The organism is Streptomyces sp. NPDC048643, assembly GCF_040650615.1.
Taxonomy (GTDB): domain Bacteria; phylum Actinomycetota; class Actinomycetes; order Streptomycetales; family Streptomycetaceae; genus Streptomyces.
On the sequence record NZ_JBEZHO010000002.1, the window covers coordinates 359,100 to 385,477 of the forward strand.

At 71.9% G+C, this 26,378-nt stretch carries 28 protein-coding genes; 11 read left to right on the plus strand and 17 right to left on the minus strand.

The features are described from left to right. Positions 1–246: 246 nt before the first annotated feature. Positions 247–1,416 (minus strand): elongation factor Tu, encoded by a 1,170-nt coding sequence (gene tuf / locus AB0C62_RS03495; protein WP_362969407.1) that lies wholly within the window; start codon positions 1,414–1,416, stop codon positions 247–249. 351 nt (positions 1,417–1,767) lie between these two features. Then, positions 1,768–2,502: a DNA alkylation repair protein gene (locus tag AB0C62_RS03500; RefSeq protein ID WP_362969408.1), complete on the minus strand. Its 735-nt coding sequence runs from the start codon at positions 2,500–2,502 to the stop codon at positions 1,768–1,770. Between the two features lie 49 nt (positions 2,503–2,551). On the opposite strand from AB0C62_RS03500, the gene AB0C62_RS03505 reads away from it, so the two are divergent. After that, complete coding sequence (locus tag AB0C62_RS03505) at positions 2,552–3,376, plus strand: VTT domain-containing protein (RefSeq protein WP_362969409.1); 825 nt, start codon at positions 2,552–2,554, stop codon at positions 3,374–3,376. Here AB0C62_RS03505 and AB0C62_RS03510 read toward each other — a convergent pair. After that, complete coding sequence (locus AB0C62_RS03510; protein ID WP_362969410.1) at positions 3,373–4,548, minus strand: thiolase family protein; 1,176 nt, start codon at positions 4,546–4,548, stop codon at positions 3,373–3,375. The two genes, AB0C62_RS03505 and AB0C62_RS03510, sit on opposite strands and share 4 nt — an antisense overlap. Positions 4,549–4,738: 190 nt before the next feature. On the opposite strand from AB0C62_RS03510, the gene AB0C62_RS03515 reads away from it, so the two are divergent. The 3 genes from AB0C62_RS03515 to AB0C62_RS03525 all read left to right on the plus strand — a co-directional run bounded on the left by AB0C62_RS03515 (position 4,739) and on the right by AB0C62_RS03525 (position 6,657). After that, on the plus strand, positions 4,739–5,200 hold the full coding sequence (locus tag AB0C62_RS03515) for a helix-turn-helix domain-containing protein (RefSeq protein WP_164374808.1): 462 nt from the start codon (positions 4,739–4,741) through the stop codon (positions 5,198–5,200). 233 nt (positions 5,201–5,433) lie between these two features. Then, complete coding sequence (locus AB0C62_RS03520) at positions 5,434–6,309, plus strand: undecaprenyl-diphosphate phosphatase (RefSeq protein ID WP_362969411.1); 876 nt, start codon at positions 5,434–5,436, stop codon at positions 6,307–6,309. Positions 6,310–6,477: 168 nt separating this feature from the next. Further along, entirely contained in the window at positions 6,478–6,657 is a 180-nt protein-coding gene (locus AB0C62_RS03525; protein ID WP_358819174.1) for a hypothetical protein, read from the plus strand. A 34-nt stretch (positions 6,658–6,691) separates the two neighbouring features. Here AB0C62_RS03525 and AB0C62_RS03530 read toward each other — a convergent pair whose 3' ends face one another. Next, positions 6,692–7,432: a glucose 1-dehydrogenase gene (locus AB0C62_RS03530; protein ID WP_362969412.1), complete on the minus strand. Its 741-nt coding sequence runs from the start codon at positions 7,430–7,432 to the stop codon at positions 6,692–6,694. 226 nt (positions 7,433–7,658) lie between these two features. On the opposite strand from AB0C62_RS03530, the gene AB0C62_RS03535 reads away from it, so the two are divergent. Both AB0C62_RS03535 and lnt read left to right on the plus strand, forming a co-directional pair. Next, complete coding sequence (locus tag AB0C62_RS03535; RefSeq protein ID WP_362969413.1) at positions 7,659–8,144, plus strand: nuclear transport factor 2 family protein; 486 nt, start codon at positions 7,659–7,661, stop codon at positions 8,142–8,144. Between the two features lie 249 nt (positions 8,145–8,393). Beyond that, positions 8,394–9,980: an apolipoprotein N-acyltransferase gene (lnt, locus tag AB0C62_RS03540; protein ID WP_362969414.1), complete on the plus strand. Its 1,587-nt coding sequence runs from the start codon at positions 8,394–8,396 to the stop codon at positions 9,978–9,980. On the opposite strand, the gene AB0C62_RS03545 is transcribed toward lnt, so the two are convergent. Next, positions 9,898–10,809, minus strand: coding sequence for a Gfo/Idh/MocA family oxidoreductase (locus AB0C62_RS03545; RefSeq protein ID WP_362969415.1), 912 nt, complete (start codon positions 10,807–10,809; stop codon positions 9,898–9,900). The genes lnt and AB0C62_RS03545 overlap by 83 nt on opposite strands. A 444-nt stretch (positions 10,810–11,253) precedes the next feature. Between AB0C62_RS03545 and AB0C62_RS03550 the strand changes: the two genes are divergently transcribed. After that, positions 11,254–11,721, plus strand: a complete 468-nt coding sequence (locus AB0C62_RS03550; RefSeq protein WP_362969416.1) for a hypothetical protein — start codon at positions 11,254–11,256, stop codon at positions 11,719–11,721. Positions 11,722–11,749: 28 nt separating this feature from the next. On the opposite strand, the gene AB0C62_RS03555 is transcribed toward AB0C62_RS03550, so the two are convergent. From AB0C62_RS03555 to AB0C62_RS03585, 7 genes are all read right to left on the minus strand, one after another. Next, on the minus strand, positions 11,750–12,307 hold the full coding sequence (locus AB0C62_RS03555; RefSeq protein ID WP_362969471.1) for a hypothetical protein: 558 nt from the start codon (positions 12,305–12,307) through the stop codon (positions 11,750–11,752). Positions 12,308–12,443: 136 nt separating this feature from the next. Beyond that, the gene (locus AB0C62_RS03560) at positions 12,444–13,127 is read right to left on the minus strand and encodes a uracil-DNA glycosylase (protein WP_362969417.1); all 684 of its coding nucleotides are present in this window, start codon (positions 13,125–13,127) and stop codon (positions 12,444–12,446) included. 167 nt (positions 13,128–13,294) lie between these two features. Next, positions 13,295–14,875, minus strand: coding sequence for an ABC transporter substrate-binding protein (locus AB0C62_RS03565; RefSeq protein ID WP_362969418.1), 1,581 nt, complete (start codon positions 14,873–14,875; stop codon positions 13,295–13,297). Positions 14,876–15,146: 271 nt separating this feature from the next. After that, positions 15,147–15,908 (minus strand): SDR family oxidoreductase, encoded by a 762-nt coding sequence (locus AB0C62_RS03570; protein ID WP_266854274.1) that lies wholly within the window; start codon positions 15,906–15,908, stop codon positions 15,147–15,149. A gap of 17 nt (positions 15,909–15,925) precedes the next feature. Continuing rightward, positions 15,926–16,687 (minus strand): 3-oxoacyl-ACP reductase FabG, encoded by a 762-nt coding sequence (gene fabG, locus AB0C62_RS03575; RefSeq protein WP_081223210.1) that lies wholly within the window; start codon positions 16,685–16,687, stop codon positions 15,926–15,928. A 204-nt stretch (positions 16,688–16,891) separates the two neighbouring features. Continuing rightward, positions 16,892–17,275, minus strand: coding sequence for a DUF3037 domain-containing protein (locus AB0C62_RS03580; RefSeq protein ID WP_081223211.1), 384 nt, complete (start codon positions 17,273–17,275; stop codon positions 16,892–16,894). After that, a complete protein-coding gene (locus AB0C62_RS03585; protein ID WP_362969419.1) occupies positions 17,272–18,054 on the minus strand; it encodes a HipA family kinase in 783 nt (260 codons plus the stop codon). The genes AB0C62_RS03580 and AB0C62_RS03585 overlap by 4 nt, the downstream gene beginning before the upstream one ends. Positions 18,055–18,265: 211 nt before the next feature. Between AB0C62_RS03585 and AB0C62_RS03590 the strand changes: the two genes are divergently transcribed. Next, positions 18,266–18,733: a Rieske (2Fe-2S) protein gene (locus tag AB0C62_RS03590; protein ID WP_362969420.1), complete on the plus strand. Its 468-nt coding sequence runs from the start codon at positions 18,266–18,268 to the stop codon at positions 18,731–18,733. 12 nt (positions 18,734–18,745) lie between these two features. On the opposite strand, the gene AB0C62_RS03595 is transcribed toward AB0C62_RS03590, so the two are convergent. Further along, a complete protein-coding gene (locus AB0C62_RS03595) occupies positions 18,746–19,384 on the minus strand; it encodes a cysteine hydrolase (protein WP_362969421.1) in 639 nt (212 codons plus the stop codon). 145 nt (positions 19,385–19,529) lie between these two features. Here AB0C62_RS03595 and AB0C62_RS03600 point away from each other — a divergent pair, with 145 nt between their 5' ends. Continuing rightward, entirely contained in the window at positions 19,530–19,997 is a 468-nt protein-coding gene (locus AB0C62_RS03600) for a pyridoxamine 5'-phosphate oxidase family protein (protein ID WP_362969422.1), read from the plus strand. A gap of 22 nt (positions 19,998–20,019) precedes the next feature. Here AB0C62_RS03600 and AB0C62_RS03605 read toward each other — a convergent pair whose 3' ends face one another. After that, positions 20,020–20,922: a LysR family transcriptional regulator gene (locus AB0C62_RS03605; RefSeq protein ID WP_362969423.1), complete on the minus strand. Its 903-nt coding sequence runs from the start codon at positions 20,920–20,922 to the stop codon at positions 20,020–20,022. Positions 20,923–20,996: 74 nt separating this feature from the next. Here AB0C62_RS03605 and AB0C62_RS03610 point away from each other — a divergent pair, with 74 nt between their 5' ends. Continuing rightward, complete coding sequence (locus AB0C62_RS03610) at positions 20,997–21,932, plus strand: DMT family transporter (protein WP_362969424.1); 936 nt, start codon at positions 20,997–20,999, stop codon at positions 21,930–21,932. Positions 21,933–22,008: 76 nt separating this feature from the next. Here AB0C62_RS03610 and AB0C62_RS03615 read toward each other — a convergent pair whose 3' ends face one another. Continuing rightward, on the minus strand, positions 22,009–23,340 hold the full coding sequence (locus tag AB0C62_RS03615) for an aminotransferase class I/II-fold pyridoxal phosphate-dependent enzyme (protein ID WP_362969425.1): 1,332 nt from the start codon (positions 23,338–23,340) through the stop codon (positions 22,009–22,011). 35 nt (positions 23,341–23,375) lie between these two features. Between AB0C62_RS03615 and AB0C62_RS03620 the strand changes: the two genes are divergently transcribed. Then, the gene (locus AB0C62_RS03620) at positions 23,376–24,062 is read left to right on the plus strand and encodes a pyridoxamine 5'-phosphate oxidase family protein (protein WP_362969426.1); all 687 of its coding nucleotides are present in this window, start codon (positions 23,376–23,378) and stop codon (positions 24,060–24,062) included. Between the two features lie 100 nt (positions 24,063–24,162). On the opposite strand, the gene AB0C62_RS03625 is transcribed toward AB0C62_RS03620, so the two are convergent. Both AB0C62_RS03625 and AB0C62_RS03630 read right to left on the minus strand, forming a co-directional pair. Continuing rightward, positions 24,163–25,140: an EamA family transporter gene (locus AB0C62_RS03625; RefSeq protein WP_362969427.1), complete on the minus strand. Its 978-nt coding sequence runs from the start codon at positions 25,138–25,140 to the stop codon at positions 24,163–24,165. A 205-nt stretch (positions 25,141–25,345) separates the two neighbouring features. After that, on the minus strand, positions 25,346–26,356 hold the full coding sequence (locus AB0C62_RS03630) for an EamA family transporter (protein ID WP_362969428.1): 1,011 nt from the start codon (positions 26,354–26,356) through the stop codon (positions 25,346–25,348). Between the last annotated feature and the right edge of the window lie 22 nt (positions 26,357–26,378).

Genomic DNA, 26,378 nt, shown 5'->3' on the forward strand with positions numbered 1-26,378 from the left:
ATTGTGCGGCCTGCCGCCGGTCCCGCCGCCCGGGAGCCCGGCAGCCGGATCCGGGTGCCCCGCGCCCGCAGCCGACCACGTCACGCGGGTCGAACGCCGACCGCGTCTCCCCGGTCCGCGGAACGCCCCTGACCCCGGCACCGAACGGGTGCCGGGGTCGTGCGGGCGGGCACCCGTGCCGCCGCCCCGGCCGGGCGACGCGACACGGGTGGAACGCCGTCGCCCGGCCGGGGGCGGCCGAGCCGGTCAGCCGAGCGACGTCACCGTCCCGGCGCCGACCGTCCGGCCGCCCTCGCGGATCGCGAAACCGAGCCCCGGCTCCAGCGGGACGTCCCGCCCGAGCTCCACCGTCATGGTGACGGTGTCACCGGGCCGGGCCACGGCCCGCTCGCCGAGGTCGACGTCGCCGACCACGTCCGCGGTGCGGATGTAGAACTGCGGCCGGTACCCCGTGGAGACAGCGGTCGTCCGGCCGCCCTCGCGGGCCGACAGCACGTACACCTGCGCCGTGAAGCGACGGCTCGGGAGGACACTGCCGGGTGCCGCGGCGATGTGCCCGCGGCGGACCGCGTCGCGGGGCACCCCGCGCAGCAGCAGCGCCACGTTGTCCCCGGCCTGCGCCTCCTCCATGGGCTTGCCGAAGGTCTCCAGGCCGGTGACGACCGTGTCGACACCCGCGCCGAGCACCTCGACGCGGTCACCGACGCGGATCGTGCCGCGCTCCACGGCACCGGTGACGACCGTTCCGCGTCCGGTGATGGTGAGCACGTTCTCGACGGGCATGAGGAACGGCGCGTCGAGATAGCGCTCCGGCATCGGCACGTAGGTGTCCACCGCGTCGAGCAGCGCGTCGATGGCCGCGGTCCAACGCGGGTCCCCCTCAAGGGCCTTGAGGCCGGACACCCGCACGACGGGTACCGCGTCGCCGCCGTACCCCTGCGCGGAGAGCAGCTCGCGGACCTCCAGCTCCACGAGGTCGGTGAGCTCCTCGTCACCGGCGTCGGCCTTGTTGAGGGCCACGACGATGTGGTCGACGCCCACCTGCCGGGCGAGCAGCACGTGTTCGGCGGTCTGCGGCATGATCCCGTCGAGCGCGGACACGACGAGGATCGCCCCGTCGAGCTGGGCCGCGCCCGTGACCATGTTCTTGACGTAGTCGGCGTGGCCCGGCATGTCCACGTGCGCGTAGTGCCGGGTGTCGGTCTCGTACTCGACGTGCGCGATGTTGATGGTGATGCCGCGGGCGGCCTCCTCCGGCGCCCGGTCGATGCGGTCGAACGGGACGAAGGTGCCGGAGCCGCGCTCAGCGAGCACCTTGGTGATGGCGGCGGTCAGTGTGGTCTTGCCGTGGTCGACGTGACCTATGGTGCCGATGTTCAGGTGTGGTTTGGTGCGCACGTAAGCCGTCTTGGGCATGGCTGTACCTCGAAGCCTCTTCAGTGTCAGCGGAGCTGAGTGATGGCCCCGGCGCGAACGGGCCGGAGCGGGGACCCCCAGGAGCTGCCGACCCTCCCCCTGCGGGGTCCGCCGGACGATCCGGGAAGGGTCAGCTTCGGGCGCCGTCGACGGCTGCCGCGATGAACGGGACGGCAGCCTTCGGCGCATCCGCGACTGCGGACGCTGCGAAGAGGAAGGCGTACCGGAACATGAACTGATACTCGCCCACACGTCGTCCCACGTCGAATGGTTTTCCCTCCGTCCGCGCCGGGGTGCCGTGGCGTGAACGGCGCTTCGGGGGGCCCGGGTTCGCGGGAAAGCGGTCGTTGGTCAGGGGCCGACGTTCTTGAGCGCCTCGCGCGCGGAGAGCGGTGCGAGCCGGCCGTGCTCCCCGGCCACGAAGTCCCGTACCGCCTGGGGGTCCGTCTTCGCGTACTCGCGCAGACACCACCCGATCGCCTTCCGGATGAAGAAGTCGGTGTCCCCGGACCGGCGGACGCAGTACGCGAACAGCCGCTCGACGTCGGTGGCCTCCTTGTGGCGGAGCTGATGGAGCAGCGCTGTCCGGGCGACCCACAGGTCGTCGTCCTCGATCCAGGCGTCCATCTCGGTCCGCAGCGCGGGGTCCGCGGCCACGAGGCCGCCCACGACGTGCGCGGCGAGCGCGTCGACCGTGTCCCACCAGGAGACGGTGGCGACGAGGTGGCGGGCCACTGGCAGGAAGTCCGAGGACAGACGCGTCACATGACGGCGCAGGTAGTCGACGGCGAAGTACTGGTATTCGCGCTCCGGCAGCTCCCAGCAGCGCAACGCGAGCGCCGCGCAGTCCCCCTCGTCGGGGCGGGCGGTGTCCAGGAGCACGGTCCGCGAGAGGGCGCGGCGCCCGGGCGTGGTCAGCCCGAGGAAGGGGGCGATGTCCTTCATGTACGCGCCCATCGACGCGGCACGCTCAGGATCCGCGGCAGCCGGGTAGACGACCGTGAGCCGCTCCAACAGGGTGTCCGTGAGCGCGCTGTTCGGCACCTCGAACGGAGCACCTGACGTTCCGGAAGCTGTGACGCCCATGAGACGAACCATACGGCGATCACACACACCCGTCGGTTAGTGTCACCGGATGCTCGATGCCACCAACCGCTCTGGGGGCACCGCCACGGCCACTCCCCCGGCCACCGCAGGCAAGCTCGGCGTCGCCACCGACCTGGCCGTCGCCGCTGAGCTCGTCGGCGCCGCGCCCGCCGCCCTCGACACCGCACGCACCGGCCCCGCCGCCCGATGTCTGAGAGTGCTCCTCTCTCCCTGGTCACGCCTGTCCCTGCTGCTCGTCCTGCTCGCCGGCGCCGCGTCGAGCGTGCTGCTCTTCGAACCGCAGCGCCTGCTCGCGGACGGCTGGCCACCCCAGCTCGGCGGCGCGGCGGCGGCGCTCGCGTTCGGCGTCGCGTACGGGCTGTGCACCGTCGCGTTCGTGCCCCGCCCGCTGCTCAACCTGGCGGCCGGCGCCCTGTTCGGCTCCCAACTGGGCCTCGCGACGGCGCTGGCGGGCACCGTGCTCGGCGCGGGGGTCGCCTTCGGGCTGGGCCGGATCCTCGGGCAGGACGCGCTGCGCCCCCTGCTGCGGGCCCGCTGGCTGAAGGCGGCGGACGGACAGCTCAGCCGGCACGGCTTCCGTTCGATGATGGTCGCCCGGCTCTTCCCGGGCGTGCCGTTCTGGGCCGCCAACTACTGCGCCGCCGTCTCCCGCATGGGCTGGCTGCCCTTCCTGCTCGCGACGGCGCTCGGCTCGATCCCGAACACCGCCGCCTACGCGGTCGCCGGCGCCCGCGCGTCGGCGCCGACCTCTCCGGCCTTCCTCATCGCCATGGGGTTCATCGCGGTGCCGGCCCTGGTCGGCGCGGTGGTGGCCTGGCGCAAGCGCCACCATCTGCGCGGCACGGCACCCTAGGGCCGGACGGATTCCAGGATCATCGCGTTGGCCAGGCCGCCCGCCTCGCACATCGTCTGCAGCGCGTAGCGGGCTCCGCGGGCCCGCATCGCGTGGACGAGGGTCGTGGTGAGCCGGGTGCCGCTCGCGCCGAGCGGATGGCCGATCGCGATCGCTCCGCCGTGCACGTTGACCCTGGACAGGTCGGCGCCCGTCTCCTGCTGCCAGGCGAGGACGACGGCGGCGAACGCCTCGTTCACCTCGAAGAGGTCGATGTCGCCGAGGTCGAGGCCCGCCCTGCGCAGCACCTTCTCGGTGGCCGGGATGACACCGGTGAGCATGAGCAACGGGTCGGACCCGGTGACGGCGAAGCTGTGCAGACGGGCGAGGGGCCGCAGGCCGAGGCGGTCGGCGGTCTCGCCGGACATGATGAGCACGGCCGACGCGCCGTCGTTGATCGGGCTCGCGTTGCCCGCCGTGACCGACCAGTCGATCTGCGGGAAACGGTCGCCGAACCCGGCGTCGTAGTAGGCGGGCTTCAGACCGGCGAGCGTCTCGGGCGTGCTGCCCGGGCGGACGCTCTCGTCACGGGTGACGCCCTCCAGAGGCGCGACCTCGGAGTCGAAGAGACCGCTGTCCCACGCCGCGGCCGCCTTGCGGTGAGAGTCCACGGCGTAGGCGTCCATCCGCTCGCGGGTGATGCCCCACTTGGCCGCGATGAGTTCGGCACTGATGCCCTGCGGCACCAGCCCCTCGGGATAGCGCTCGGCCACCCCGGGCCCGAACGGGTCCGTGCCCGCGGGCACGTTCGACCACATCGGAACCCGGCTCATCGACTCCACACCGCAGGCCACGACGATGTCGTACGCCCCTGACATGACGCCCTGCGCGGCGAAGTGGACGGCCTGCTGGGACGAACCGCACTGGCGGTCCACGGTGGTCGCGGGCACGGTCTCCGGGAAGCCCGCGGAGAGCACGGCGTACCGGGTGGTGTTCATGGCCTGCTCGCCGACCTGGTCGACCGTGCCGCCGACGACGTCGTCGATCAGCGCCGGGTCGATCCCGGTGCGCTCGACCAGCGTGCGGAGGGTGTGGGCGAGGAGTTCGACGGGGTGGACGTGGGCGAGCGAGCCGTTCGGCTTGCCCTTGCCCACGGGGGTGCGTACGGCTTCGACGATCACGGCGTCACGCATGGGATGCCTCTCAGGTCTCTGAGGTCGGGGACCGGCGTCCGGGCGGGTCCGGCTTCCCCACTCGGCGCACCGCGTCGGGTGCGCCGACGCGACGCATCCCGACTCGGTGGGTTTGATTTTCCAACCCACTATGTGACCCAAGAGTAACCGAGTGAGTTGGAACATCCAACCCTCCCCGTAGACTGAGGCCATGAAGGACGCGCGCCCCTGTTCCATCGCCGCCACCCTCGCCCTGGTCGGCGAGAAGTACTCACTGCTGGTCCTGCGCGAGGTGTCGCTCGGCGCCACCCGCTTCGACCAGCTGGTCCGCAACACGGGCGCCCCGCGCGACGTGCTGACCACCCGGCTGAAGCGCCTCGTCGACGCGGGCGTGCTGGAGAAGGTGCAGTACAGCGAGCGGCCCAGGCGCTACGAGTACCGGGCGACGGCCGCCGGGCTGGAGCTGGAGCCCGTCCTGCTGACCCTCATGGCGTGGGGCGACCGCCACCTCCAGGAGGACGGTGCGCGGCCCATGGTGCTGGAGCACACCTGCGGTCACGAGCTGGTCCCCCAGGTGGTCTGCCGGGAATGCGGCGAGCAGGTCGACCACCACACCCTGACGCCCCACCCCCAGAGCCCGGGGTGGACGGTGACGGGGCCTGCGGTGGCGTAGTGCACGACGGACCCGCGGTGGCGCAGCGGCGGCTGCGCGACCGGGTTCCGCGCGGTCGGGTCACCGACGCACCGGCCTCCCCGGGCGAGCCAGGCGTGAGGGGCCGGTGAAACCCCTGTGGCGGGACGGCCGGACGCGGACGCTACGCTGCCCTCAACACCCGTGATCACCTCGCACCGCGATACGGCGTGCCCGTCGCCCTCCCTCGATCAGCGCTTGGACCACGTAACTTCATGTCTTGGTTTGAATCCCTCATCCTCGGACTCGTCCAGGGGCTGACCGAATTCCTTCCCGTCTCCTCCAGCGCGCATCTGCGGCTCACCGCCGCGTTCGCGGGCTGGGAGGACCCTGGTGCGGCCTTCACCGCGATCACGCAACTGGGCACCGAGGCGGCCGTGCTGATCTACTTCCGCAAGGACGTGGGACGCATTCTGTCGGCGTGGTTCCGCTCGCTCACCGACAAGGCGATGCGCAGCGACCACGACGCCCAGATGGGCTGGCTGGTGATCGTCGGCTCGATCCCGATCGGCGTGCTCGGCGTCACCCTCAAGGACCAGATCGAGGGGCCGTTCCGCGATCTGCGGGTCACCGCGACCATGTTGATCGTGGTGGGCATCGTCATAGGCGTCGCCGACCGGCTGGCGGCTCGCGACGAGACGGGCGGCCGGCACCGGGCGGCCAAACAGCGCAAGGCACTTGAGGACCTGAACACCAAGGACGGCCTGATCTACGGCCTCTGCCAGGCGATGGCCCTGATCCCCGGCGTCTCCCGCTCCGGCGCGACCATCAGCGGTGGCCTGTTCATGGGCTACACCCGCGCGGCGGCGGCCCGTTACTCCTTCCTGCTCGCCATGCCGGCCGTTCTGGCCTCCGGCACCTTCGAACTGAAGGACGCGGCCGAGGAGGGCCATGTGGCCTGGGGACCCACGATGTTCGCGACGGTCATCGCCTTCGGCGTCGGCTACGCGGTCATCGCCTGGTTCATGAAGTTCATCTCGCACAAGAGCTTCATGCCGTTCGTCTGGTACCGGATCGTCCTCGGCATCGTCATCATCGCGCTGGTCACGATGGGCACGCTGAGCCCGCACGCGGCCGAGTCGGCGGGCTGACCCCGCGCGGTCCTCCGTGGACGGACAGCGGGCAAGGTCAACCGGCTTCACCGCAAAGGGAGTTCGACGTCCCGCGTGGCGGCGTTCCGTTTCGCCGTGACGAAGGGCATACGAGTTGCGTAGCCGTCCGGTAGCGCAGCGTCAGTCCTTGCCCCTAGGCTGGTGCGCATGTCCCCCGACTTCGATCCCTCTGGTTCCGTGCGTTCGGCCGCCGCGTTAAACGAACAGATCCGTGCCCTGTGGACGCGGGCGGGCGGCTCCCTGTCCGCCCAGGAGCGGGCGGAGTACGAGCTGTTGGTCGTGCGGTGGGCCGAGGCTATCCGCGGGGAGATCATCGAGGCGGCCTGAAGCCCGCCCACGGAAGCCCCTCGCTCTCCCGCGCTCAGCGCCCGCCGGACACCCGCAGCACCGCTCCCGTCGCGTACGACGCGTCGGGCGACATCAGCCACGCGACGGCGGCGGCGATCTCCTCCGCCGCGCCGGCCCGGCCCAGCGGAATCGACGCGGCGGCGCGCTCGGCACGGTCCGGGGCACCCATGGCCGCGTGCATCCCGGTGTCGATCATCCCGGGCGCGACCGCGTTGACACGGATGCCGTCCGCACCGAGTTCCTTGGCGAGTCCCGTGGTCAGCGCGTCGACGGCGGCCTTGCTCGCCGCGTAGTGGACGAACTCGCCGGGACTCCCGAGGGTGGCCGCGGCCGAGGACACGTTGACGATGACACCACCGCCCAGGGCCGCCATGGAGCGGGCGGCGCGGCGCGAACACAGCAGCGTGCCCAGCACGTTGACCTCCAGCACACGCCGCAGATCGGCGGGATCGGCGTCCACGAGACGGCCGAGCGGTCCGGTCACCCCGGCGTTGTTCACCAGTCCCGTCACCGGGCCGAGCCGCTCCTCGGCCGTGGCGAACAGCCGCTCCACGTCGGCCTCGTCGGAGGTGTCCATCCGCACCGTGACGCACCGCCCACCGGCCTCACGTACGGCGGACGCCGTCCGCTCGGCGGCGTCGACGTCGCTGACGTAGCCGACGACCACGTCGTGCCCGTCCGCCGCGAGCCGTACACAGGTAGCGGCCCCGATGCCCCGGCTGCCGCCCGTGACGATCGTGACAGGACGTGCCATGACAACCTCCCGGCGGGGACCGCGACACCGGGTCCGCGGTCGGAATTGGATCACCCACGATGGCAGATCCGGTCCGACGACGCCTCACCGGCCGCGTTCCGAGGCCCGCGCCCGCCGCCCACGGTCCCCGGGACCACGGCCGGAAAGCGGAACCCGATGCGGCCGGGCACCGAATAACCGCGCCCACCCCCTTGGCGTGGCAGGCCGGGTGGCCAACACTGAGCCGATGACGCAGCGCGTGGAACTCGCGACCGTGATGGACCGGTTGGCCGTGGACGGACTCGTGACCGAGTACGCGGTGGCGGTGGACGACGGTGACTGGGACGCCTACCGAAGGCTGTTCACGAAGGACGGACGTGCCGACTACCGCACGGCCGGCGGCATCGAGGGCGACGCCGACGAGGTCGCCGAGTGGCTCGCCGGCAGCCTGGAGCTCTTCTCGATGCGCCAGCACCTGATCGTCAACCGACGCGTGCGCTTCGACCTCCTGGACCAGAACGCGGGCGACACCGCCCTGCTCCAGGCGGACTACATCAACCCGATGAGGCTGGCCGGCCAGGACGGGGCGTCCACCGCCCCCGACTTCGTGTGCGGCGGACGCTACGCCTTCGGCCTGCTGCGTACGGACGGCGGCTGGCGGCTGCGTCAGGTCGTCGTCGAGGAGAAGTGGCGCCGGATGCCGCAACCCCGGCACGCCCCGGCGACCACCTGACCCACCGGGCCCCCGCGCCCCACGGACCGACTTGCCCCGGTCACCTCGGCATCCCCTGTGGGCCCCTCATCACCGCCCACCACCACACCGCCGACCCTGACTACCCCGCTCCGCCTCCCCACCAACGTGCCAGGTGTCACGACCTGGATCGCTTCCCCCGGTGCGCGCCCCGCACCGCGCTCCGCGCCCCCTGTCGTAGATCGCCGGGGACGCGCACACTGGAGGGACCACGAGGGAGGGAGGCACGTCATGAAGAGGTCCGATCGTCCGCTCGGCCGATGGCTCGTCTCCCCCTGGAGGCGGAACGTGGTGGCGGCGCTGGCGGGCGCGCTGCCCATGTTCGCCTTCCCGGCCCCGTCCTGGTGGTGGTTCGCGTACGTCGCGCTGGTGCCCTGGATCCTGCTGGCCCGCGCTGCGCCCACGGGCAGGCGTGCCGCGTACGACGGCTGGCTCGGCGGGCTCGGGTTCATGCTGGCCGTGCACCACTGGCTGCTGCCGAGCCTGCATGTCTTCACGGTCCTCATAGCGGCCCTGCTCGGCGCGCTGTGGGCTCCTTGGGGCTGGCTCGTCCGCCGCTTCCTGGCGGGGGTGCCCTCACCGGGCCGGATCGGCCCCGCCCTCATCGTCCTGCCCTCGGGCTGGCTGGCGGTCGAACTCGTCCGTTCCTGGCAGGGGCTGGGCGGTCCCTGGGGTCTGCTCGGTTCGAGTCAGTGGCAGGTCGAACCGGCGCTGCGGCTGGCCTCGGTCGGCGGCGTGTGGCTGCTCAGCTTCCTGCTCGTCGCGGTCAACGTCGCGGTCGCCGTCCTGGTCGCGGTGCGCGAGTCCCGCGTGCCCGCCGTGGCCGGACTGGTCGCGACGGCCGCCGTGACCTCGGCCGCCTGGGTGTGGTCTCCGCGCCCGGACGTCGACGGCCGCATACGGATCGCCGTCGTGCAGCCCGGCGTCGTGGACGGCAGCGCCAGTGGTGAGAGGCGGTTCGAGCGGGAGGAGGTTCTCACCCGGCAACTCGCGGGCCGGGGAGCCGATCTGGTCGTCTGGGGCGAGAGCAGCGTCGGGTTCGACCTCGCCGGCCGGCCCGATCTGGCGAACCGCGTCGCGGCGCTCTCGCGCGAGGTGGGCGCCGACATCCTGGTGAACGTCGACGCGCGTCGCTCCGACCGGCCCGGGATCTACAAGAGTTCGGTGCTGGTGGGTCCGCAGGGCCCGACCGGCGACCGCTACGACAAGATGCGGCTGGTCCCGTTCGGCGAGTACGTGCCGGCGCGTTCCCTGCTGGGCTGGGCCACCTCCGTCGGCAAGGCGGCCGGCGAGGACCGGATGCGGGGCACCGAGCAGGTGGTGATGGACGTCGGGCACGGGCTGCGCATCGGCCCGATGGTGTGCTTCGAGTCCGCGTTCCCCGACATGAGCCGCCATCTCGCCGAGGACGGTGCCGAGGTGCTGCTCGCCCAGTCCTCGACGTCGAGCTTCCAGCACAGCTGGGCGCCGGAGCAGCATGCCTCCCTCGCCGCGCTGCGTGCCGCCGAGACCGGCCGACCCATGGTCCACGCGACACTCACCGGAGTCTCCGCGGTCTACGGCCCGAGCGGCGAGCGGATCGGTTCCTGGCTCGGCACGGACGCGAGCGAGGCCATGGTGTACGAGGTGCCGCTGGCCACCGGCGTCACCCCGTACGTCCGCTTCGGGGACTGGCCGGTGCACGGTGCCCTGCTCGTGCTGGCGGCGCTGTGCCTGACGGAGGGCGCCCGCGCGCTCAGAGTGCGGCGGAGCGTTCCTGAACCGCCAGGACCACCCGCTCGCACAGTTCGTGAGTCGCCAGCGCGTCCCGGGCGCTGAGCACCCTTCCCGCGCGGACGGCGTCGAGGAACGCCAGGACCGCCTGCTCGATGCCCCGCTGACGGGCCACCGGCACCCAGTCCCCGCGCCGCCGGACGGTCGGCTGTCCCTTGTGGTCGACGACCTCGGCGAGGTTGACGACCTGCCGCTTGGTGTCCTGGCCCGACACCTCGAGGATCTCCTCGTTCGAGCCGCTCATCCGGTTCATCACGCCGAGGGCGGTGAAGCCGTCCCCGGCGAGCTGGAGCACGATGTGGTGCAGCAGTCCGCCCTCCGTGCGGGCGCGGACGGTGACGTCGTCGACCGGGCCCGGCACCAGGAACCGCAGGGTGTCGACGACATGGATGAAGTCGTCGAGAACCATCGTCCGCGGGGCCTCGGGCAGCCCGGTGCGGTTCTTCTGCATCAGGATCAGCTCGCGCGGGTGCTCGACGCACTGCGCGTATCCGGGCGCCAGACGCCGGTTGAAGCCGACGGCGAGGCTGACGTTCCGTTCCTCCGCGATCCGTACCAGCCGCTCGGAGTCGGCCAGTTCGTAGGCGAGCGGCTTGTCGACGTACGTCGGAACGCCGGCCTCCAGCAGGCGGGTGACGATCTCCGGATGGGCGATCGTGGCCGCGTGCACGAACGCGGCGTCGAGGTCCTGCGCCAGGAGGTCGTCCAGGTCGGTGTGGCGCTGCGCCGTCGGCAGGTGAAGAGTGTCGGCGACCCGGGTGAGCGTCTCGGGGTTCCTCGTCTGGAGGTGCAGCTCGATCCCCGGCTGCACGCCGAGCACCGGCAGATACGCCTTCTGCGCGATGTCGCCGAGTCCGATGCAGCCGACCTTCACAGCGATCTCCTTCGTTCGTCCGAGCCTGCCCGCGCGCACCTGTCCCGGCACGCCCATCCGAGGGCAGGGGCCTGAGCCCGTGCCTCGTCGGAAGCATACGGCCGCCGCGTCGGGCGTCCTTCGGCGATGCCGTCCGCGCGGCACGGGAAAGGCGCAGGTCCGCCGTGGTCGGCGACGATCGCTCTCCCGCGTGGGGCCGTGCGGAGACGCCCGCTCGTCGCGATCACGGTCCGACCGGATCGCACCCCTCGGTCCACGGCCCGGGGACGGCGGACCGCGTCGGCGGATCCGGCCCGACCTCGCCGTGGCGCCCCGGCTCGTGGCCTCTCCCGTCGTCAGCCCGCTGGGCCCCGCGCCCGCCGGAGGAGCGGAAGGATCACTCGTGCGGGGCAACCTGCGTCTCTCCGCTCCCCAAAGCCGGGCGGAACCAGCAGAGTTGCGGAGGTGCATCGAACGACGACGACCGCGACGCTCCTGGTCACCGTGGCGGTCACCGCCCTCTCCGGCTGTATGACCGTCCAGCGACCACCCGCCTCCGGCCCGCCGACCGCTCCGTCCGGATCCGCCGTGCCGCAGCCGGGCGGCAGGGCCGAACCGCAGATCGTGCAGGCACCGGCCCGCGAGGCCCTGGAGCGCGTCGGTCCCTCGATGAAGCCGATGCCCGCCCCGTCACCCCGGCAGCGGGCCGCTCCCCCGCCGGCCGCACCGGCGGTGCCCGCGCGTCCCCGCCCGCGTCACCCGCGCCCGGCTCCTCCTGCCGTGCCACGCCACTCCGAGCCCCGCGCCGCCGTCCCGCGCGTCTCCCCCGACGTACCGAAGAACGCGGACGTGTGTGCCCTGGGAAGGGCCTACGGGGGCTGGAAGGCGGACAGTCCGGAGGCGGTCATCTGCTCCGGGACCTACGGAAACTGATGCCCGCCCTCGGCTGGCCCGCGCGGCCTCACGGGCGCTGTCTCGGCGGTCCCAGGGTCTCTCCCCCGGGGCCACCGAAACGGTCGGGTCTGCTCGTCTCGACCGAGCTGCCGGGGTCCTGGATGCGCAGTTCGAGGCGGCCGATCGCGGCCCGGACGCCGTCGCCGTAGCGGTCGTCCGCGAGCGCTCCGGTCGCTCCGCGCGCGTGGCCGAGATGGGTGCGCGCCGCCTCGGACCGGCCGAGCTTCACGTAGTCGGCCGCGAGGTTCAGATGGAGCGAGGGGTAGAACGCGCGCACGGCGAGGGACTGGTGGTGCTCGGCGACCCGGCCGTCCGTCAGCTCGTCGGCGGCCGACAGGGCCCGCAGGTCCCAGGCGAGTTCGTCCGCGGGGTCGTCCTGGGTGTCCGCCATGTAGTGCGCCAGGGTGCAGCGGTGCAGGGCGTCGCCGCCCTCGCCGATCTCCCCCCACAGGTCCAGGAACCGGGTCCGGGCCTCTTCGCGGTCACCGGCGTGGTGCAGCATGACGGCCTGTCCGATCCTGGTCATCATGGCGTCCGGCGCCGCCTGCTCCTGTTGCTCCGCCACCGCGTCCTCCAGGCTCGTCACTGTCTCCGCCGACGCTAGCCCGAGCCACTGACAATCCCGCTCAGGCGCCCCCGTACACCGCTGGGCCAGGCCGGTGACGGTCCTGGCCCAGCGAGGACCCCCCGGCGGGCGACGGTCAGCCGAGGTCCGGCACGGTCCAGTCGATCGGGGCGTGGCCCTGCGCGGCGACCGCCGCGTTGATCTGCGTGAACGGACGCGAGCCGAACCACTTCTTCGCGGACAGCGGCGAGGGGTGCGCCCCCTTCACGACCACGTGCCGCGTCTCGTCGATGAGCGGGAGCTTCTTCTGCGCGTAGTTGCCCCAGAGCACGAAGACGGCGGGGTCGGGACGCTCGGCCACCGCGCGGATGACCGCGTCGGTGAACTTCTCCCAGCCCTTGCCCTTGTGCGAGTTGGCCTCACCGGCGCGCACCGTCAGCACCGCGTTGAGGAGCAGGACGCCCTGTTCGGCCCACGGCATGAGGTAGCCGTTGTCCGGGATCGGGGTGCCGAGCTCCTCCTTCATCTCCTTGTAGATGTTCCGCAGCGACGGCGGGGTCCGCACTCCCGGGCGGACCGAGAAGCACAGGCCGTGTCCCTGGCCCTCGCCGTGGTACGGGTCCTGACCGAGGACGAGGACCTTCACCCGCTCGTACGGTGTGGCGTCGAGCGCGGCGAAGACCTCCTCCCGCGGAGGGTAGACGGGGCCCTTCGCACGCTCCTCCTCGACGAACTCGGTGAGTTCCTTGAAGTAGGGCTGCTGCAGCTCCTCGCCCAGTACGCCGCGCCAGGACTCGGGCAGCATGGCGATATCGGTCACGTCAACTTCCTCCGATGTGCGGTCACTTCCAGAGCACAGAACCTACCGTCGCCCACTGACAACCGGTTCCGTGCCCCGTGCCGCCCACCGTCCGCCTGCCCCTGCCCGGACGACACGCCCCGGGTGTCCGGCCGCGCGCGGTCGTCGCGGCGGCCGGTCGGGGCCCGCTACCAGCTGGTCTTCCGGTCCAGCTCCCACATCGTCATGATCGTCGACGGGTCCAGGGCGCGCTCGCCGCCGGAGATATCCTCGCTCGCGGCCACGTACTGCTTGCCCTGCCACAAGGGCAGCAGCCGGGCGTCGTCGACGAGGATCTGCTGCGCCTCCTCGAACTCCTTGACCACGGCGGCCCGGTTGCTCACGCCGCGGGAGTCGGGCAGCAGGTGGCCGGTGATGCGCGGCGCCGGGTAGGGCGTTCCGAGCGCGTTCTGTTCGCCGACGAAGGGCGCGATGAAGTTCTCGGCGTCCGGGAAGTCGGGGAACCAGCCGCGTCCGAACACCGGGTACTCGCCGTCGCGGTAGCCGGCTTCGTAGGTCTTCCAGGGGCGGCTTCTGAGCGTGACCGTGAACAGGCCCGAGTTGTCGAGCTGTCGCCTGAGTTCGCGGAACTCGGGGGCGGTCTCGGAGCCGTAGCGGTCGGTCGTGTACCAGAGCGTGAGCGGGACGCGCCGGTTGATCCCGGAGTCCAGGAGGATCTTGCGGGCCTTGGACACGCTGGGGCTTCCGTAGGAGTCGAAGTAGCCGGTGGTGTGGCCGACCAGGCCGGCCGGGACCATGGAGTACAGCGGGTCGACGGTGTCCCGGTAGACCTTGTGCGCGATGGCGGGCCGGTCGACGATCTGCGCGATCGCCTTGCGCACGGCGGCCTTCCCGGCCCAGGGGTCCTTCGGATTGAAGACCAGGTAGCTGATCTCGGTGCCCGCGCCCTCGACGAGCTGGAGGCCCTTGTCGGTGCCGCCGCCCTTCAGGTCGACGATGTCGCGGGCGGCGAGTCCGCGATAGGTGAGGTCGATCTTCCGGTCCTTCAGGGCCCCCACCATCTGGGCCGAGTCCGGGAAGTAGCGGATGGTGACCGCGTCGTTCCGGCGCTGGGCGAAGCCCTCGTAGTGACTGTTCCTGACGAGTTCGGCCTGCTTGCCCTCCTGGTAGGACTCCAGGCTGTAGGGCCCGGAGCCGAAGATCCTGTCGCCCTTGTGCAGGGAGCGGGCCGGGTACTCCGCGGGGTCGACGATCGACATCGCCGGGGTGGCCAGCACGAACGGGAAGGTGGCGTCGGGCTGGTTGAGGTGGAAGACGACCTCGCGCTCGCCGAGCACCTGGACGCGTTCGAGGCTGCCGAGCAGACCCGCGGGGCCGCCACGGACGTTGATCTTCCTGATGCGGTCGATGGAGTACTTGACCGCCCGGGCGTCCAGCGGGTCGCCGTCGGAGAACTTCAGGCCCTCCCGCAGTTCACAGCGGTAGGTGCGGTTGGTTCCGTTTGTGAACGCGCACTTCTCGGCCGCGTCCGGCTGGGGGCTGACCGAGCCGTTCGGGTAGCCCAGCAGGGTCTGGTAGACGTTGCGGAACAGCTCCCAGGAACCGTCCCAGGAGGCGGCCGGGTCCAGCGTGCTCGGGGCGCTCGTGGTGCCCACCACGATCGGCCCCTTGTCTTCGGACGAGCCCGAGGAGAAGACGCCACATCCGGCCACCAGGGTTATGGACGTGATCGCAGCCAGCTGTCTCAGGCATCTGTTCCGGTTGAACACGCGCACGCTCCTCGATCTGCCGTACCAAGGGTCGGCAGACCATACCGCAGCACCCCACCGTCGGAACCGTGTTCGCGGCAGGGCACTTGATCAGCACGTTTGTGACTACGTTGTCAGGATGCTGTGACCCGTCCGGCGCTCCGGATATCGGACTCCGTGTCGCGCGACGCGGGCACTCACCTTGTCGACTCCCCACAACACAAGGGCCGGTGGTCCCCCGCGTGCGGGAGGCCACCGGCCCTGGGCTCGGGAAACGTTCCCCGACGGTGCCTCAGGCGACGCCGGCGTTCAGGAAGAGACCGCCGTCGACCACGAGCGTCTGACCGGTGACCCAGTCCGACTGCTGCGAGGTGAGGAACGCGGCGGCCCCGCCGATGTCGGTGGGCACGCCGAGCCGGTTGAGCGGGTAGGCCGCGGCGGCCTCCGCCTCACGGCCCTCGTACAGTGCGGCCGCAAACTTCGTCTTCACGACGGCGGGCGCGATCGCGTTGACGCGCACCTTCGGCGCGAACTCGTGCGCTAGCTGCACGGTCAGGTTGATCATCGCGGCCTTGCTGATGCCGTACGCCCCGATGAACGGCGAGGGTGCGAGGCCGGCGACGGAGGCGATGTTGACGATCGCGCCGCCGTTCTCGCTCTGCCAGGCCTTCCACGTCTGCTGGGCGAAGCCGAGCGCGGAGACGACGTTGGTCTCGAAGACCTTGCGCGCCACGTTGAGGTCCAGCTCGGCGATGGGGCCGAACACCGGGTTCGTACCGGCGTTGTTGACCAGGTAGTCGACGCGCCCGAAGGCCTCCATGGTGCGTTCCACGGCGACGGCCTGGTGGGCCTCGTCGTGCGCCTTGCCGGCGACACCGATGACACGGTCGGCACCGAGCGCCTCGACGGCCTCCTTGAGGGCGTCCTCGTTGCGGCCGGTGATGCAGACCCGGTCACCGCGGGCCACCAGGGCCTCCGCGACCCCGTAGCCGATGCCGCGGCTCGCGCCCGTGATGAGCGCGACCTTGCCCGAGAGTTCGGGAAGAGTGGTCATGTCGTTTTCCCCCGGCCTCAGTTGAGCGGTCCGCCGGCCACGTACAACACCTGGCCGGAGACGAATCCGGCGGCTTCGCCGGTGAAGAACGCGATGCTGTTGGCGATGTCGTCGGGGTTACCGACGCGCTGCACGGGGATCTGGGTGGCGGCCGCGGCCTGGAAGTCGTCGAAGTCCATGCCGACGCGGGCGGCGGTGGCGGCGGTCATGTCGGTGACGATGAAGCCGGGCGCGACGGCGTTCGCGGTGACGCCGAACTTGCCGAGCTCGATGGCGAGGGTCTTGGTGAAGCCCTGCAGACCGGCCTTGGCCGTGGAGTAGTTGGCCTGGCCGCGGTTGCCCAGCGCCGACGAGGACGACAGGTTGACGATCCGGCCGAACTTGGCCTCCACCATGTACTTCTGGACGGCCTTCGCCATCAGGAAGGCACCGCGCAGGTGCACGTTCATGACGGTGTCCCAGTCGGTCGCGCTCATCTTGAACAGCAGGTTGTCGCGCAGGACGCCCGCGTTGTTCACCAGGATGGTCGGCGCGCCGAGCTCCTCGGCGATGCGGGCGACGGCCGCCTCGACCTGGGCCTCGTCGGAGACGTCGCAGCCGACCGCGAGGGCCTTGCCGCCGGCGGCGGTGATCTTCTCCACGGTGTCCTTGCACGCGGCCTCGTCGAGGTCGATCACCGCGACGGCGCGGCCCTCGGCGGCCAGACGTACGGCGGTCGCGGCGCCGATGCCGCGCGCGGCACCGGTGACTACGGCGACGCGCTGCTCAGTGGTGGACATTGCTGGTTCTCCTCGCCCTTGGAAAAGCCGGCCCAAGCCCGGCCAAGCTGTCTCGACAACCTTGCGGCGCCTTCGGGAGCCCCGAAGGACCTGCGGCTCACACGGTACGCCCCTCCGGTGAGCGACCGCTTAGTACCTTCAGCAGACGTGACGCTAGAAGCCCTGGCACCCGGTGTCAACGGCACACCGCGCGCATGTGATCCATTACCTGACCAGCAGCTGGAGCAACCGCTCGGTCTCGGCTTCCGGATCGGCGGTCAGGCCGGTGTGCACGGGGCCCGGCTGGACGACCGTCGAGCGGGGTGCGATCAGCCAGCGAAAGCGCCGTCCGGCGTCGTCCCCCGCCGCCTGACCGGCGGCTTTCCCTCCGGCGCAGACCCCTTCGACGGCACGCAACGCGGCCCGCACACCCGCCACGTCGGCGCCCGGGTCGAGCGCGAGCAGCTTGCCCTCGTCCAGATGGGTACGGGCGGCGACGAAGGTCCGGGCGCGGCAGTACACCAGCACGCCCGCGTTGAAGCACTCGCCGCGTTCGACGCGCGGCACCACCCGCAGCAGTGCGTACTCGAAGACGTCCCGCTCGCTCACTTGTCCCCCTCCATGCCGTCGATGCCCTCGATGCCCTTGATCCGCCGGTGGATGACGCCCGCCCGGGCCAGTAGCGGTCGCGCGTAGGCGCGGCGCAGCGCGTCGGTCGACTCGAAGCCGGGTTCGTCCGCCAGCCAGGCATCGGGGATCTGGGCGGTGACCTCGGCGAGCAGGTCCTCGGTGATCAGCGGGGCCAGCTCGGCGGCGGCCGCGGCGATGTCCGGGCGGAAGGGCGCGAGGGCGTGGTCGGCGATGTCGTAGGGCTTGGCGGCGGAGGTCTCAGCGCCGGGCCAGTGGTGGTGCCAGATCATCGTGGCGCCGTGGTCGATGAGCCACAGCTCGCCGTGCCACATCAGCAGGTTGGGGTTGCGCCAGGACCGGTCGACGTTGTTGACGAGGGCGTCGAACCAGACGATCCGGCCGGCCTCCTCGGGGCCGACCTCGAAGGCCAGCGGGTCGAAACCGAGGGCGCGGGAGAGGAAGTCCATCCCGAGGTTCGGTCCGCCGCTCGACTTCAGCAGCTCCTGGACCTCCTGGTCCGGTTCGCCGAGGCCGAGGACCGGGTCGAGGCCGATCGTCACGAGGCCGGGCACCCGCAGGCCGAGCCGGCGCGCCAGCTCACCGCAGACGACCTCCGCGACGAGCGTCTTGCGTCCCTGGCCCGCGCCGGTGAACTTCATGACGTACGTCCCGAGGTCGTCGGCCTCGACGAGTCCCGGCAGCGAGCCGCCCTCACGCAACGGCGTGATGTAGCGGGTGGCGTTGACTTCCTTGAGCATCGCCCCAGGTTACTGGGGCGTTCACGGCCGGCCGACGCAGCCGGCGGGTCTCGTCGGAACCGGTCTGCCGGACGGGAGTGCCCTGTCGCGGCGGCGCTCCTGTGGACTCGCTGTCGATCCGGTCAAGAAGTCCTCATGCCCTGAACAGGGCGGACGGCCCGACCGTACTTCTGATCAGAACCACCTCACGTCCGTCGAAGGGAACGTCAGCATGACCAGCGAATCGCTTCACCCCGTGCCGGGACCGGCACGGCGCACCGTCGTGGCGGCGGTCGGCGCGGCGGGAATCGCCGTGGCGCTGACCGCGTGCGGTGCGGACGACAAGGCGTCCGACAGTGTGGGCTCCGGCGACGGCGGGAGCGGCGGCAAGAGTTCGGGCGGCGGGGCAGGCGGCACGGAGCTCGCGAAGACCGCCGACATCCCGGAGGGCGGCGGCAAGGTCTTCGCCGACCAGGGAGTCGTGGTGACGCAGCCGGCGGCCGGCACCTTCAAGGCCTTCTCGTCCAAGTGCACCCATCAGGGCTGTGCGGTCAAGGGCATCGCGAACGGCGTGATCACCTGTCCCTGCCACGGCAGCCAGTTCTCGGCCACCGACGGCAGTGTGAAGAAGGGGCCCGCGACCAGCGCCCTGGCCGCCGCGAACATCACCGTCGAGGGCGACTCGATCAAGCTCGCGTGACCGTGCGGGGTGTCACCGCCGGGGTCCCTTGAGGCAGGCGAGCACGTCGTCGGTCGTCGTGATGGTGGCGACCAGCGCGAGGGTGTTCCGGATCATCGCGGGGGTGTACTCGGCGGGCACCCCCGCGATGGCGTCCGCCGGCACGACGACGGTGTAGCCGCGGTTCACGGCGTCGAAGACGGCGTTGGGGACGGCGATGTTGGCCGAGACACCGGTCACGACGAGGGTGCGGCAGCCCAGATTGCGCAGCAGCGGATCGACGTCGGTGCCGGCGATGGGCGACAGCCCGTGCAGGCGGCGGACCACGAAGTCCTCCTCGGCGACCTCGATGGGCGGTGCGACCCGCACCGCCGTGGTGCCGGTGAGCTGTTGCACGGGCAGGCGTTCGGCGGCGCGGAAGAGCCGGGCGTTGCGGTTCGCGCCGCGTCCGTCCGGGCGCCGTTCGGCGACGGCGTGCACGACCTGCACGCCGCTCTCGTGCGCCGCGTCGACCAGGCGGGCCACCCGGGCCAGCACCCCGGAGGAGCGTGCCTCCTTGGCGAGTTCGGGTAGCGCGCTGTCCTGTCCCACGACACCCTGTTGGCACTCGATGGTGAGCAGTACCGTGCCGGCCGGGTCGAGGAGTTCACTGAGGTGCTCGGACGACGGCATGGCTCTCCTTGTCGTCGTGGGTCGGGGCGGGCGAGCGTAACGACCATTGCGTGAGGACGGAAGACACCTCATGCTTTTCTGACGGAACGTCAGAAACCCCGTCCGCAGGGAACGGGGCCGACAGACACAGGACGAGGGGACCCGCATGGCCGTCACTCAGCGCCGAGGCCGGAAGATCATGATGACTCCCGGTGAACTGGACGAGTTCCTCACCACCCAGCGCACCTGCCGCGTCGCGTCCGTGTCGAAGGACGGCGTCCCGCACGTCAGCGCGCTCTGGTTCACCTGGGACGGCACCTCACTGTGGCTCTACTCGGTGGTGCGCAGCAAGCGCTGGGTGCAGCTGCGCAACGACCCGCGCGTCGCCGTGGTGGTCGACTCCGGTGAGGAGTACGGGGAGCTGCGCGGCGTCGAGCTGTCCGGCACCGTCGAGTTCGTGGGCGAGTTCCCGCGAACCGGGGAGCTGTGCGCCGAACTCGACGTCCCGGAGACCCTGTTCGCCCGGAAGAACTTCGGCCTGGAGGAGATGCCGCACGACGGCCGGCACGCGTGGATGCGGCTGACCCCGGACGCCATCGCCTCCTGGGACTTCCGCAAGCTGCCCCCGATGTAGCCGAACACCCCTTCCGGGCAGCTCACTTGACCGCCTCTCCCGCCCTGCGCAGGGCGTCCACGGCCGCCCTGATCGAGGGCCTGCGGTCGGCGTCGGCCCGCCACACCACGTAGACGTGCCGGCGCACCCGCTGGCGCACGGGGACCGTGACGACACCCTCGGGCATCGGATGGCGCCCGAGGAGTGGTGCCACGCACACGCCGAGTCCGGCGGCGACCAGCCCGAGCTGGGTGTGCGTCTCCGCTGCGCGGTGCCCGACATGTGGTTCGACGCCCTTGGAGCGCAGGGTGAACATCAGCCACTCGTGGCAGAACTCGCCCTCGTTCCAGGTGATCCACTCGTCCTCCGCGAACTCTCCGAGGTCCACCTCGTCCCGGCCCGCGAGCCGGTGGCCGGCCGGCATCGCCACGTCGGCGGGGTCGTCGAGGATCGACGCCTTCACCAGGCCGTCGGGCAGCGGCATCGGCTTGTTGTACCAGTCGAGCACGACCGCCAGGTCGAGGTCGCCGCGGACCACTCCCGCGACCCCGGCCTCCGGCTCCAACTCACTGGAGCGCACCCGCAGTCCCGGGTGGTCGGCCCGCAGCGCGGCGAGCGCGGCCGGGAACAGCCCGCGCGCCGCGGTCGGGAACGCCGACAGTCGCAGCTCGCCCACCACCTGACCGCGGTGCGCCTCCAGGTCCGACCGCGCCAGCTCGACCTGGGACAGGATGCGCGCCGCGTGCTCGGCGAGCAGCCGTCCCGCGTCGGTGAGACGCACCCCCCGGCCGTTCTTGGCGAGCAGTCGCTGGCCCACCTCGCGCTCCAGCTTGGACATCTGCTGCGAGACGGCCGACGTCGTCACATGCAGGCCCTCGGCCGCCGCGCTCACCGAGCCGTGCCGCGCGAGGGCGTCGAGGGTGCGCAGGCGCTCCAGGTTCAACATGTAAGCGATGCTACGAGATACCGCTCGAAACTTCTCGCTTGTGCTACGACATCCCGGTGCATCATCGTGGCCTCATGACCACCGTCACCACGCCCCGCACCGCCTCGCCGACCGGCGCCCCGGCCCGCTCCCGTACCGCCCTGGACTGGCGGATCCGGTTCGGCGTCCTGTCCCTGATCTGGGGCTTCAGTTTTCTGCTCATCAAGGTCGGCACGGACGGCTACGCGCCCTTCCAGGTCACCTTCGGCCGGCTGCTGTTCGGTTCGGCGGTGCTGGTGGCCGCGATGGCGGTGAAGCGGGAGCGGCTGCCGCGCGGGGCGCGCACCTGGGGCCACCTCGCGGTCGCGGCCCTGCTGCTGAACGCACTGCCGTTCTCCCTGTTCGCCTACTCCGAGCTGACCATCCCGTCCACGCTCGCCGGCATCTGCAACGCGACCTCGCCGCTGTGGGGCATGGCCCTCTCGCTGGTCGCCCTCTCCGAGGACCGGCCCACCCGGCTCAGGGTCGCCGGCCTCGGCATCGGCTTCCTGGGGGTCCTGACAGTCCTCGGCGTCTGGCAGGGCTTCCACGGTCTGGACGCCACAGGCACCGCGATGGCGCTGCTCGCCTCGCTCAGCTATCCGGTCGGCTGGATCTACGTCCGCCGCACGCTGGCCGGCACCGGTGCCTCGCACCTGTCCATGACCGGCGCCCAGTTGCTTCTGGCGACCGGGCAACTCGCCGTCGTCACGCCGCTGTTCACCACGCTGCCGAGCCGGTTCCCGCTGGTTCCGCTGCTCGCGGTCGTCGCTCTGGGCGCGCTCGGCACCGGCCTCGCGATCTTCCTGCAGTACGGCATCGTCGCCGAGGTCGGTCCGACGACGGCGCAGATGGTCACGTACTTCATCCCGGTCATCGCCGCCGCCGCCGGTGTCGCGATCCTCGGCGAGTCGCTGGCCTGGTCGACGCCGGTCGGCGCGGTGATCGTCCTGGCGGGCGCGGCTCTCACCCAGGCCAAGTCGCGCCGCTGATCCGCTGGGCAGCCACCGTCCGGTGCGCGCCCGGCGCAGCCCTCGGACACGACGACCGGCGCACGCCCGGCACGCCTCATCCGTAACGGCGTCCGGGACCGGGGCCCACGGCCGAGGCGACGGCGTCCGCGAGCGGCTCCATGCCGTCGGGCCCGAGGGTCGAGACGGTGATCCGGATACCGGGCGGCGCGTTCATCCGGAACCGGGCGCCGGGGGCGACCGCCCAGCCGGCGTGCAGCAGCCGGGCGACGGCCCCGGTCTCGTCCGGGACGGGGATCCAGACGTTCATGCCGCTCCGTCCGTGCGCCGCGACGCCGCGCGCCTTCAGGGCGGAGATCAGCGCCTCGCGGCGCCGTCCGTAGGCGTCCGACACGGCCGCCACGTCGACCGCGCCGGAGGTCCACAGATGGACCACGGCCTTCTGCAGCAGACGGCTCACCCAGCCGGGGCCGAGCCGCTGCCGTCCGTGCACGCGGTCGACGGTGACGGCGTCCCCGGTGAGTACGGCGAGGCGCAGGTCGGGGCCGTATGCCTTCGCGGCGGAGCGCACGAACGCCCAGTGCCGGGTGACCCCGGCGAGCGGATGCAGGGGCACGTCGACGATCCGGTGACCGTGGTCGTCCTCGACGAGCAGGGTCTCGGGGTACTCGGCGAGCACGGAACGCAGGGCACGCGCGCGTGCGGCGGTCACCGCGGCGCCGGTGGGGTTCTGCGCCCGGTCGGTGACGATCAGGGCCCGCGCCCCGCCGGCCAGCGCACGCCGTACGTCGTCGGGCAGCGGGCCATCGTCGTCGACGCCGACCCCGACCGTACGCAGCCCGAGCACCGGCGCGAGGTCGAGCACACTGCCCCAGCCGGGGTCCTCGACGGCCACCGCGTCGCCGGGCCTGAGATGCGCCGCCAGGACCCGCTCGATGGCGTCGAGCGACCCGGAGGTGACGACCACGGGCCCCTCGGGCACTCCGTCCGCGTCGAGGTCGGCGCGGGCGATCCGCCCCAACTCCGGCTCCACGGCCTCTTCCCCGTACCGCACGGGGTGCCGGTCGGACTCCCGGCCCGCCACCGCGAAGGCTTCGGCGAGGCCGGGCAGCAGCGCCCGGTCGGGGTTGCCGTGGGCGAGGTCCCGCACTCCCTCGGGGACCTCGACCCTGAGGTACTCCCGTCCCGTGGTGACCGGCTTCGACCGCACCCGGCTGCCCCGCCGGCCCGCGGTCTCGATCACCCCGCGTTCCCGCAGCGTGCGATAGGCGGCCGCGACCGTGTTCGGATTGACCCCGAGCCGCTCGGCCAACTCCCTCATCGGCGGGAGCAGTTGTCCCGGCTCCAGCTCTCCCGACCCCACCGCACGCTCGACACTGGCAGCGATGTCGGCTGCGCGACGCCCCTCGATCCGATACTCTCCTAGCACAAACCAGATTGTGCACTAGTGCAATGGAGAAGGCAATGTCGGAGACGAGCACCCAGCCGAGGACGACGCAGTCCGCTGCCTACACCCCGACCGACCGCACCGTCCCCACCCGCTCCAAGGAGCGTGCCGCGTACGACCACGAGATGGTGCACGCGATACTCGACGAGGGATACGTCGGCCACCTCGGCTTCGTCCGCGACGGCGCGCCCGTCGTGCTGCCGACGCTGTACGCGCGGGTCGGTGAGCGTCTCTACGTCCACGGCTCGACGGGGTCGCGCCCGCTGCGGATGACCGGCCAGGCCGATCCCGGTCTCGCCGTGTGCCTCACCGTGACGCACGTGGACGGACTCGTCCTCGCCCGCTCGGCCTTCCACCACTCGATCAACTACCGCTCTGTAGTCGTGCACGGCATCGCCCACCAGGTGACGGATCCCGAGGAGAAGCGCCTGGCCCTGGACGCGCTGGTCGACCACGTCGTCGCCGGGCGCTCGGCCGACTCGCGGCCCGCCAACGCCAAGGAACTCGCGGCCACGGCCGTGATCAGCCTCGACCTGAACGAGGTCTCCGCCAAGCTGCGCACCGGCGGCCCGAACGACGACGAGGAGGACCTCGGTCTTCCGTACTGGACCGGCGTGGTTCCGCTGACCAAGGGACACGGCACCCCGGTCCCGGCGGACGACCTGGCCCCGGGCATCGAACTGCCGGACTATCTGGCCCGCTGACGGAGCACCGGTCGCGGAGGCCCGGTATTGCCGTGCGGCAGGCCCATGGAGCCGGGTGCGGGTGCGGACCGATCGGCCCGCAGCCGCACCCGTGCCGTCCTCACACGAGCGCCGCCTCCCGCTCCGCGGTCGAACGGCGGTCGGCCCCCGCGGCGCGCGTCTCCGCCACCGCGAGTCCCCCGACGGAGCCGAGCATGAGCAGGGTGCCGGCGACGGTCGGCGGGGTCAGCCGCTCGCCGAGGAGGCAGACGGCGAGCACCGCCGCGCTGACCGGTTCCAGCAGCATGATCACGGACACCGTCGCCGCGCGCACGACGGCGGCACCCGCGAAGAAGAGGGCGTACGCGAGCGCCGTGGGAACCGCGGCGATGTACGCGAGCAGGGCCAGTACCTGGACCGGGTGCGCGGTGTGCGGCGTCAGACCCTCGGCGAGCGCGAACGGCAGCAGGCAGACGGTGGTGACGGCGAACGCCCCCACCGTCGTGCCGGACCCGTCGGACCGGCCGCCGCGTCCCCACCAGCGGGTCAGCAGCGTCATCGCGGAGTATCCGACCGCGGAGAGCAGGGCGAGCAGGACACCCCAGGGACGCACGGTCGCGCCCTCACCCCCCAGGACCAGTACTCCGAGCCCGGCGAGCGCCCCGACGACGGCGGCACCCCCACCGCACCCGAGGCGCTCCCCCATGGTGAGCCGTGCGCCGAGCGCGATGAGCACCGGCCCCGCGCCCAGCGTGACGACGGTCGCCACCGCGAGGCCGGTCGCCTCGACGGCGGCGAAGTAGGCGGTCTGGAAGACCGCGAGCCCGATCCCCGTGAGACCGATGCGCAGCGCCCTGCCGCCGAGGGGCTGCCGGACGACGGGACGGACCGGGCGCCGTCCCGGCCGCATGCGCACGGCGAGCAGCAGGGCGAGGCCGCCCGCGCAGCGCCAGAAGGAGAGGGCGATCGGCCCCATGTCACCGGCCCGGTAGACCAGTGACGCGGCCGCGCCCGCGGTGCCCCAGGCGGCACCGGCGACGATCAGATAGAGCAGGCCTCGCCCGATGGGCAGGCCGGAAGAAGTGTTCGCGTTCGACACGTGTTCTCTCCGCAGATCCGCAGAAGTTCGGGAAGGGACCACGTCGCGCCGTCCCCGCCGTGGCGGCGGGGACGTACGGAAAGGTCCTCGGACTTCTTCTGCGGGCAGCGCCGTTCCGCCCGGCACGGGGCCGGGCAGGTCTCCGGGGCGCCCGCCTCAGGCGGCCGGAGGCGGAAGAACGAGCGTCGCTGGCATGATCCGCAGCCTAGACGGCGGTTCCGTGGGCCGACAACTCCCTTTCGGCGTCGCCCGGCCCACCGGCCACGGGCCCGTCGGAGGGCTTCGCCGGGGCCGACGACTGCGCGATGAACGCGCCGAGCAGGACGACCGCTCCGCCGATGATCTGCGGAGCCGAGAGGTGCTCACCGAGCAGCACCCAGGCCAGCACGGTGGCGATCACCGCTTCGAGGCAGGCGACCACGCCCGCGACCTGCGGGGAGAGCCTGCGCACCGAGAGCACCCCGGTGACGTAGGCGACGACGGTGGCGATCAGCACGATCCAGCCGAGGAGCAGCGAGGCGAGGACGGACGTGCCGTTCATCTCCGCGCTGCCGCCGAGGACGGACCAGTCCATCGTCCAGGGGCGGGCGACGGCGGTCAGCACGACCGTGCCGACGAGCAGGCCGTACGCGATGACGCCCAGCGGTTCGGGTGCCTCGTCCCCGGCGTCGCCGCCCTGGTCGGACAGGACGAAGTAGCCGACCTGGCAGCAGGCGGCACCGAGCGCGAGCAGGAGCCCGAGAAGGTCGAAGCTCAGCCCCGCCCACACCTCGACCACACAGGCGAGTCCGCCGGCGGCGAGGACGACACCGAGCGCGGCGGCACGGGTGACGGGCCTGCGCTGCACGAACCGCACCCAGCCGAGGACGAGCGCCGGGGCGAGGTACTCCACGAGCAGGGCGACGCCGACGGGAATACGGGAGATGGCGGCGAAGTAGCAGGCCTGGACACCGGCCACGCCGAGGAGTCCGAACCCGGCGAGCAGCGCCGGGCGGCGCTTGACCAGCGCCCGGTGCCGGACGGCCCACGGCAGCATGACCAGTGCGGCGCCCGCGACCCTCAGCCACACCACGTGGAGCGGGTCGAGCCCCGCCTCGATCAGCGGCTTGGCCGCGACACCCGATCCGCCGAAGGCGACCGCCGACACGAGCGCGAGTCCCAGGCCGACCCCTCTGTCGCGGCTGCCCTGACTCCCCTGAGACGTATGCACCGGCACATGATGACAGGCGATGACATGA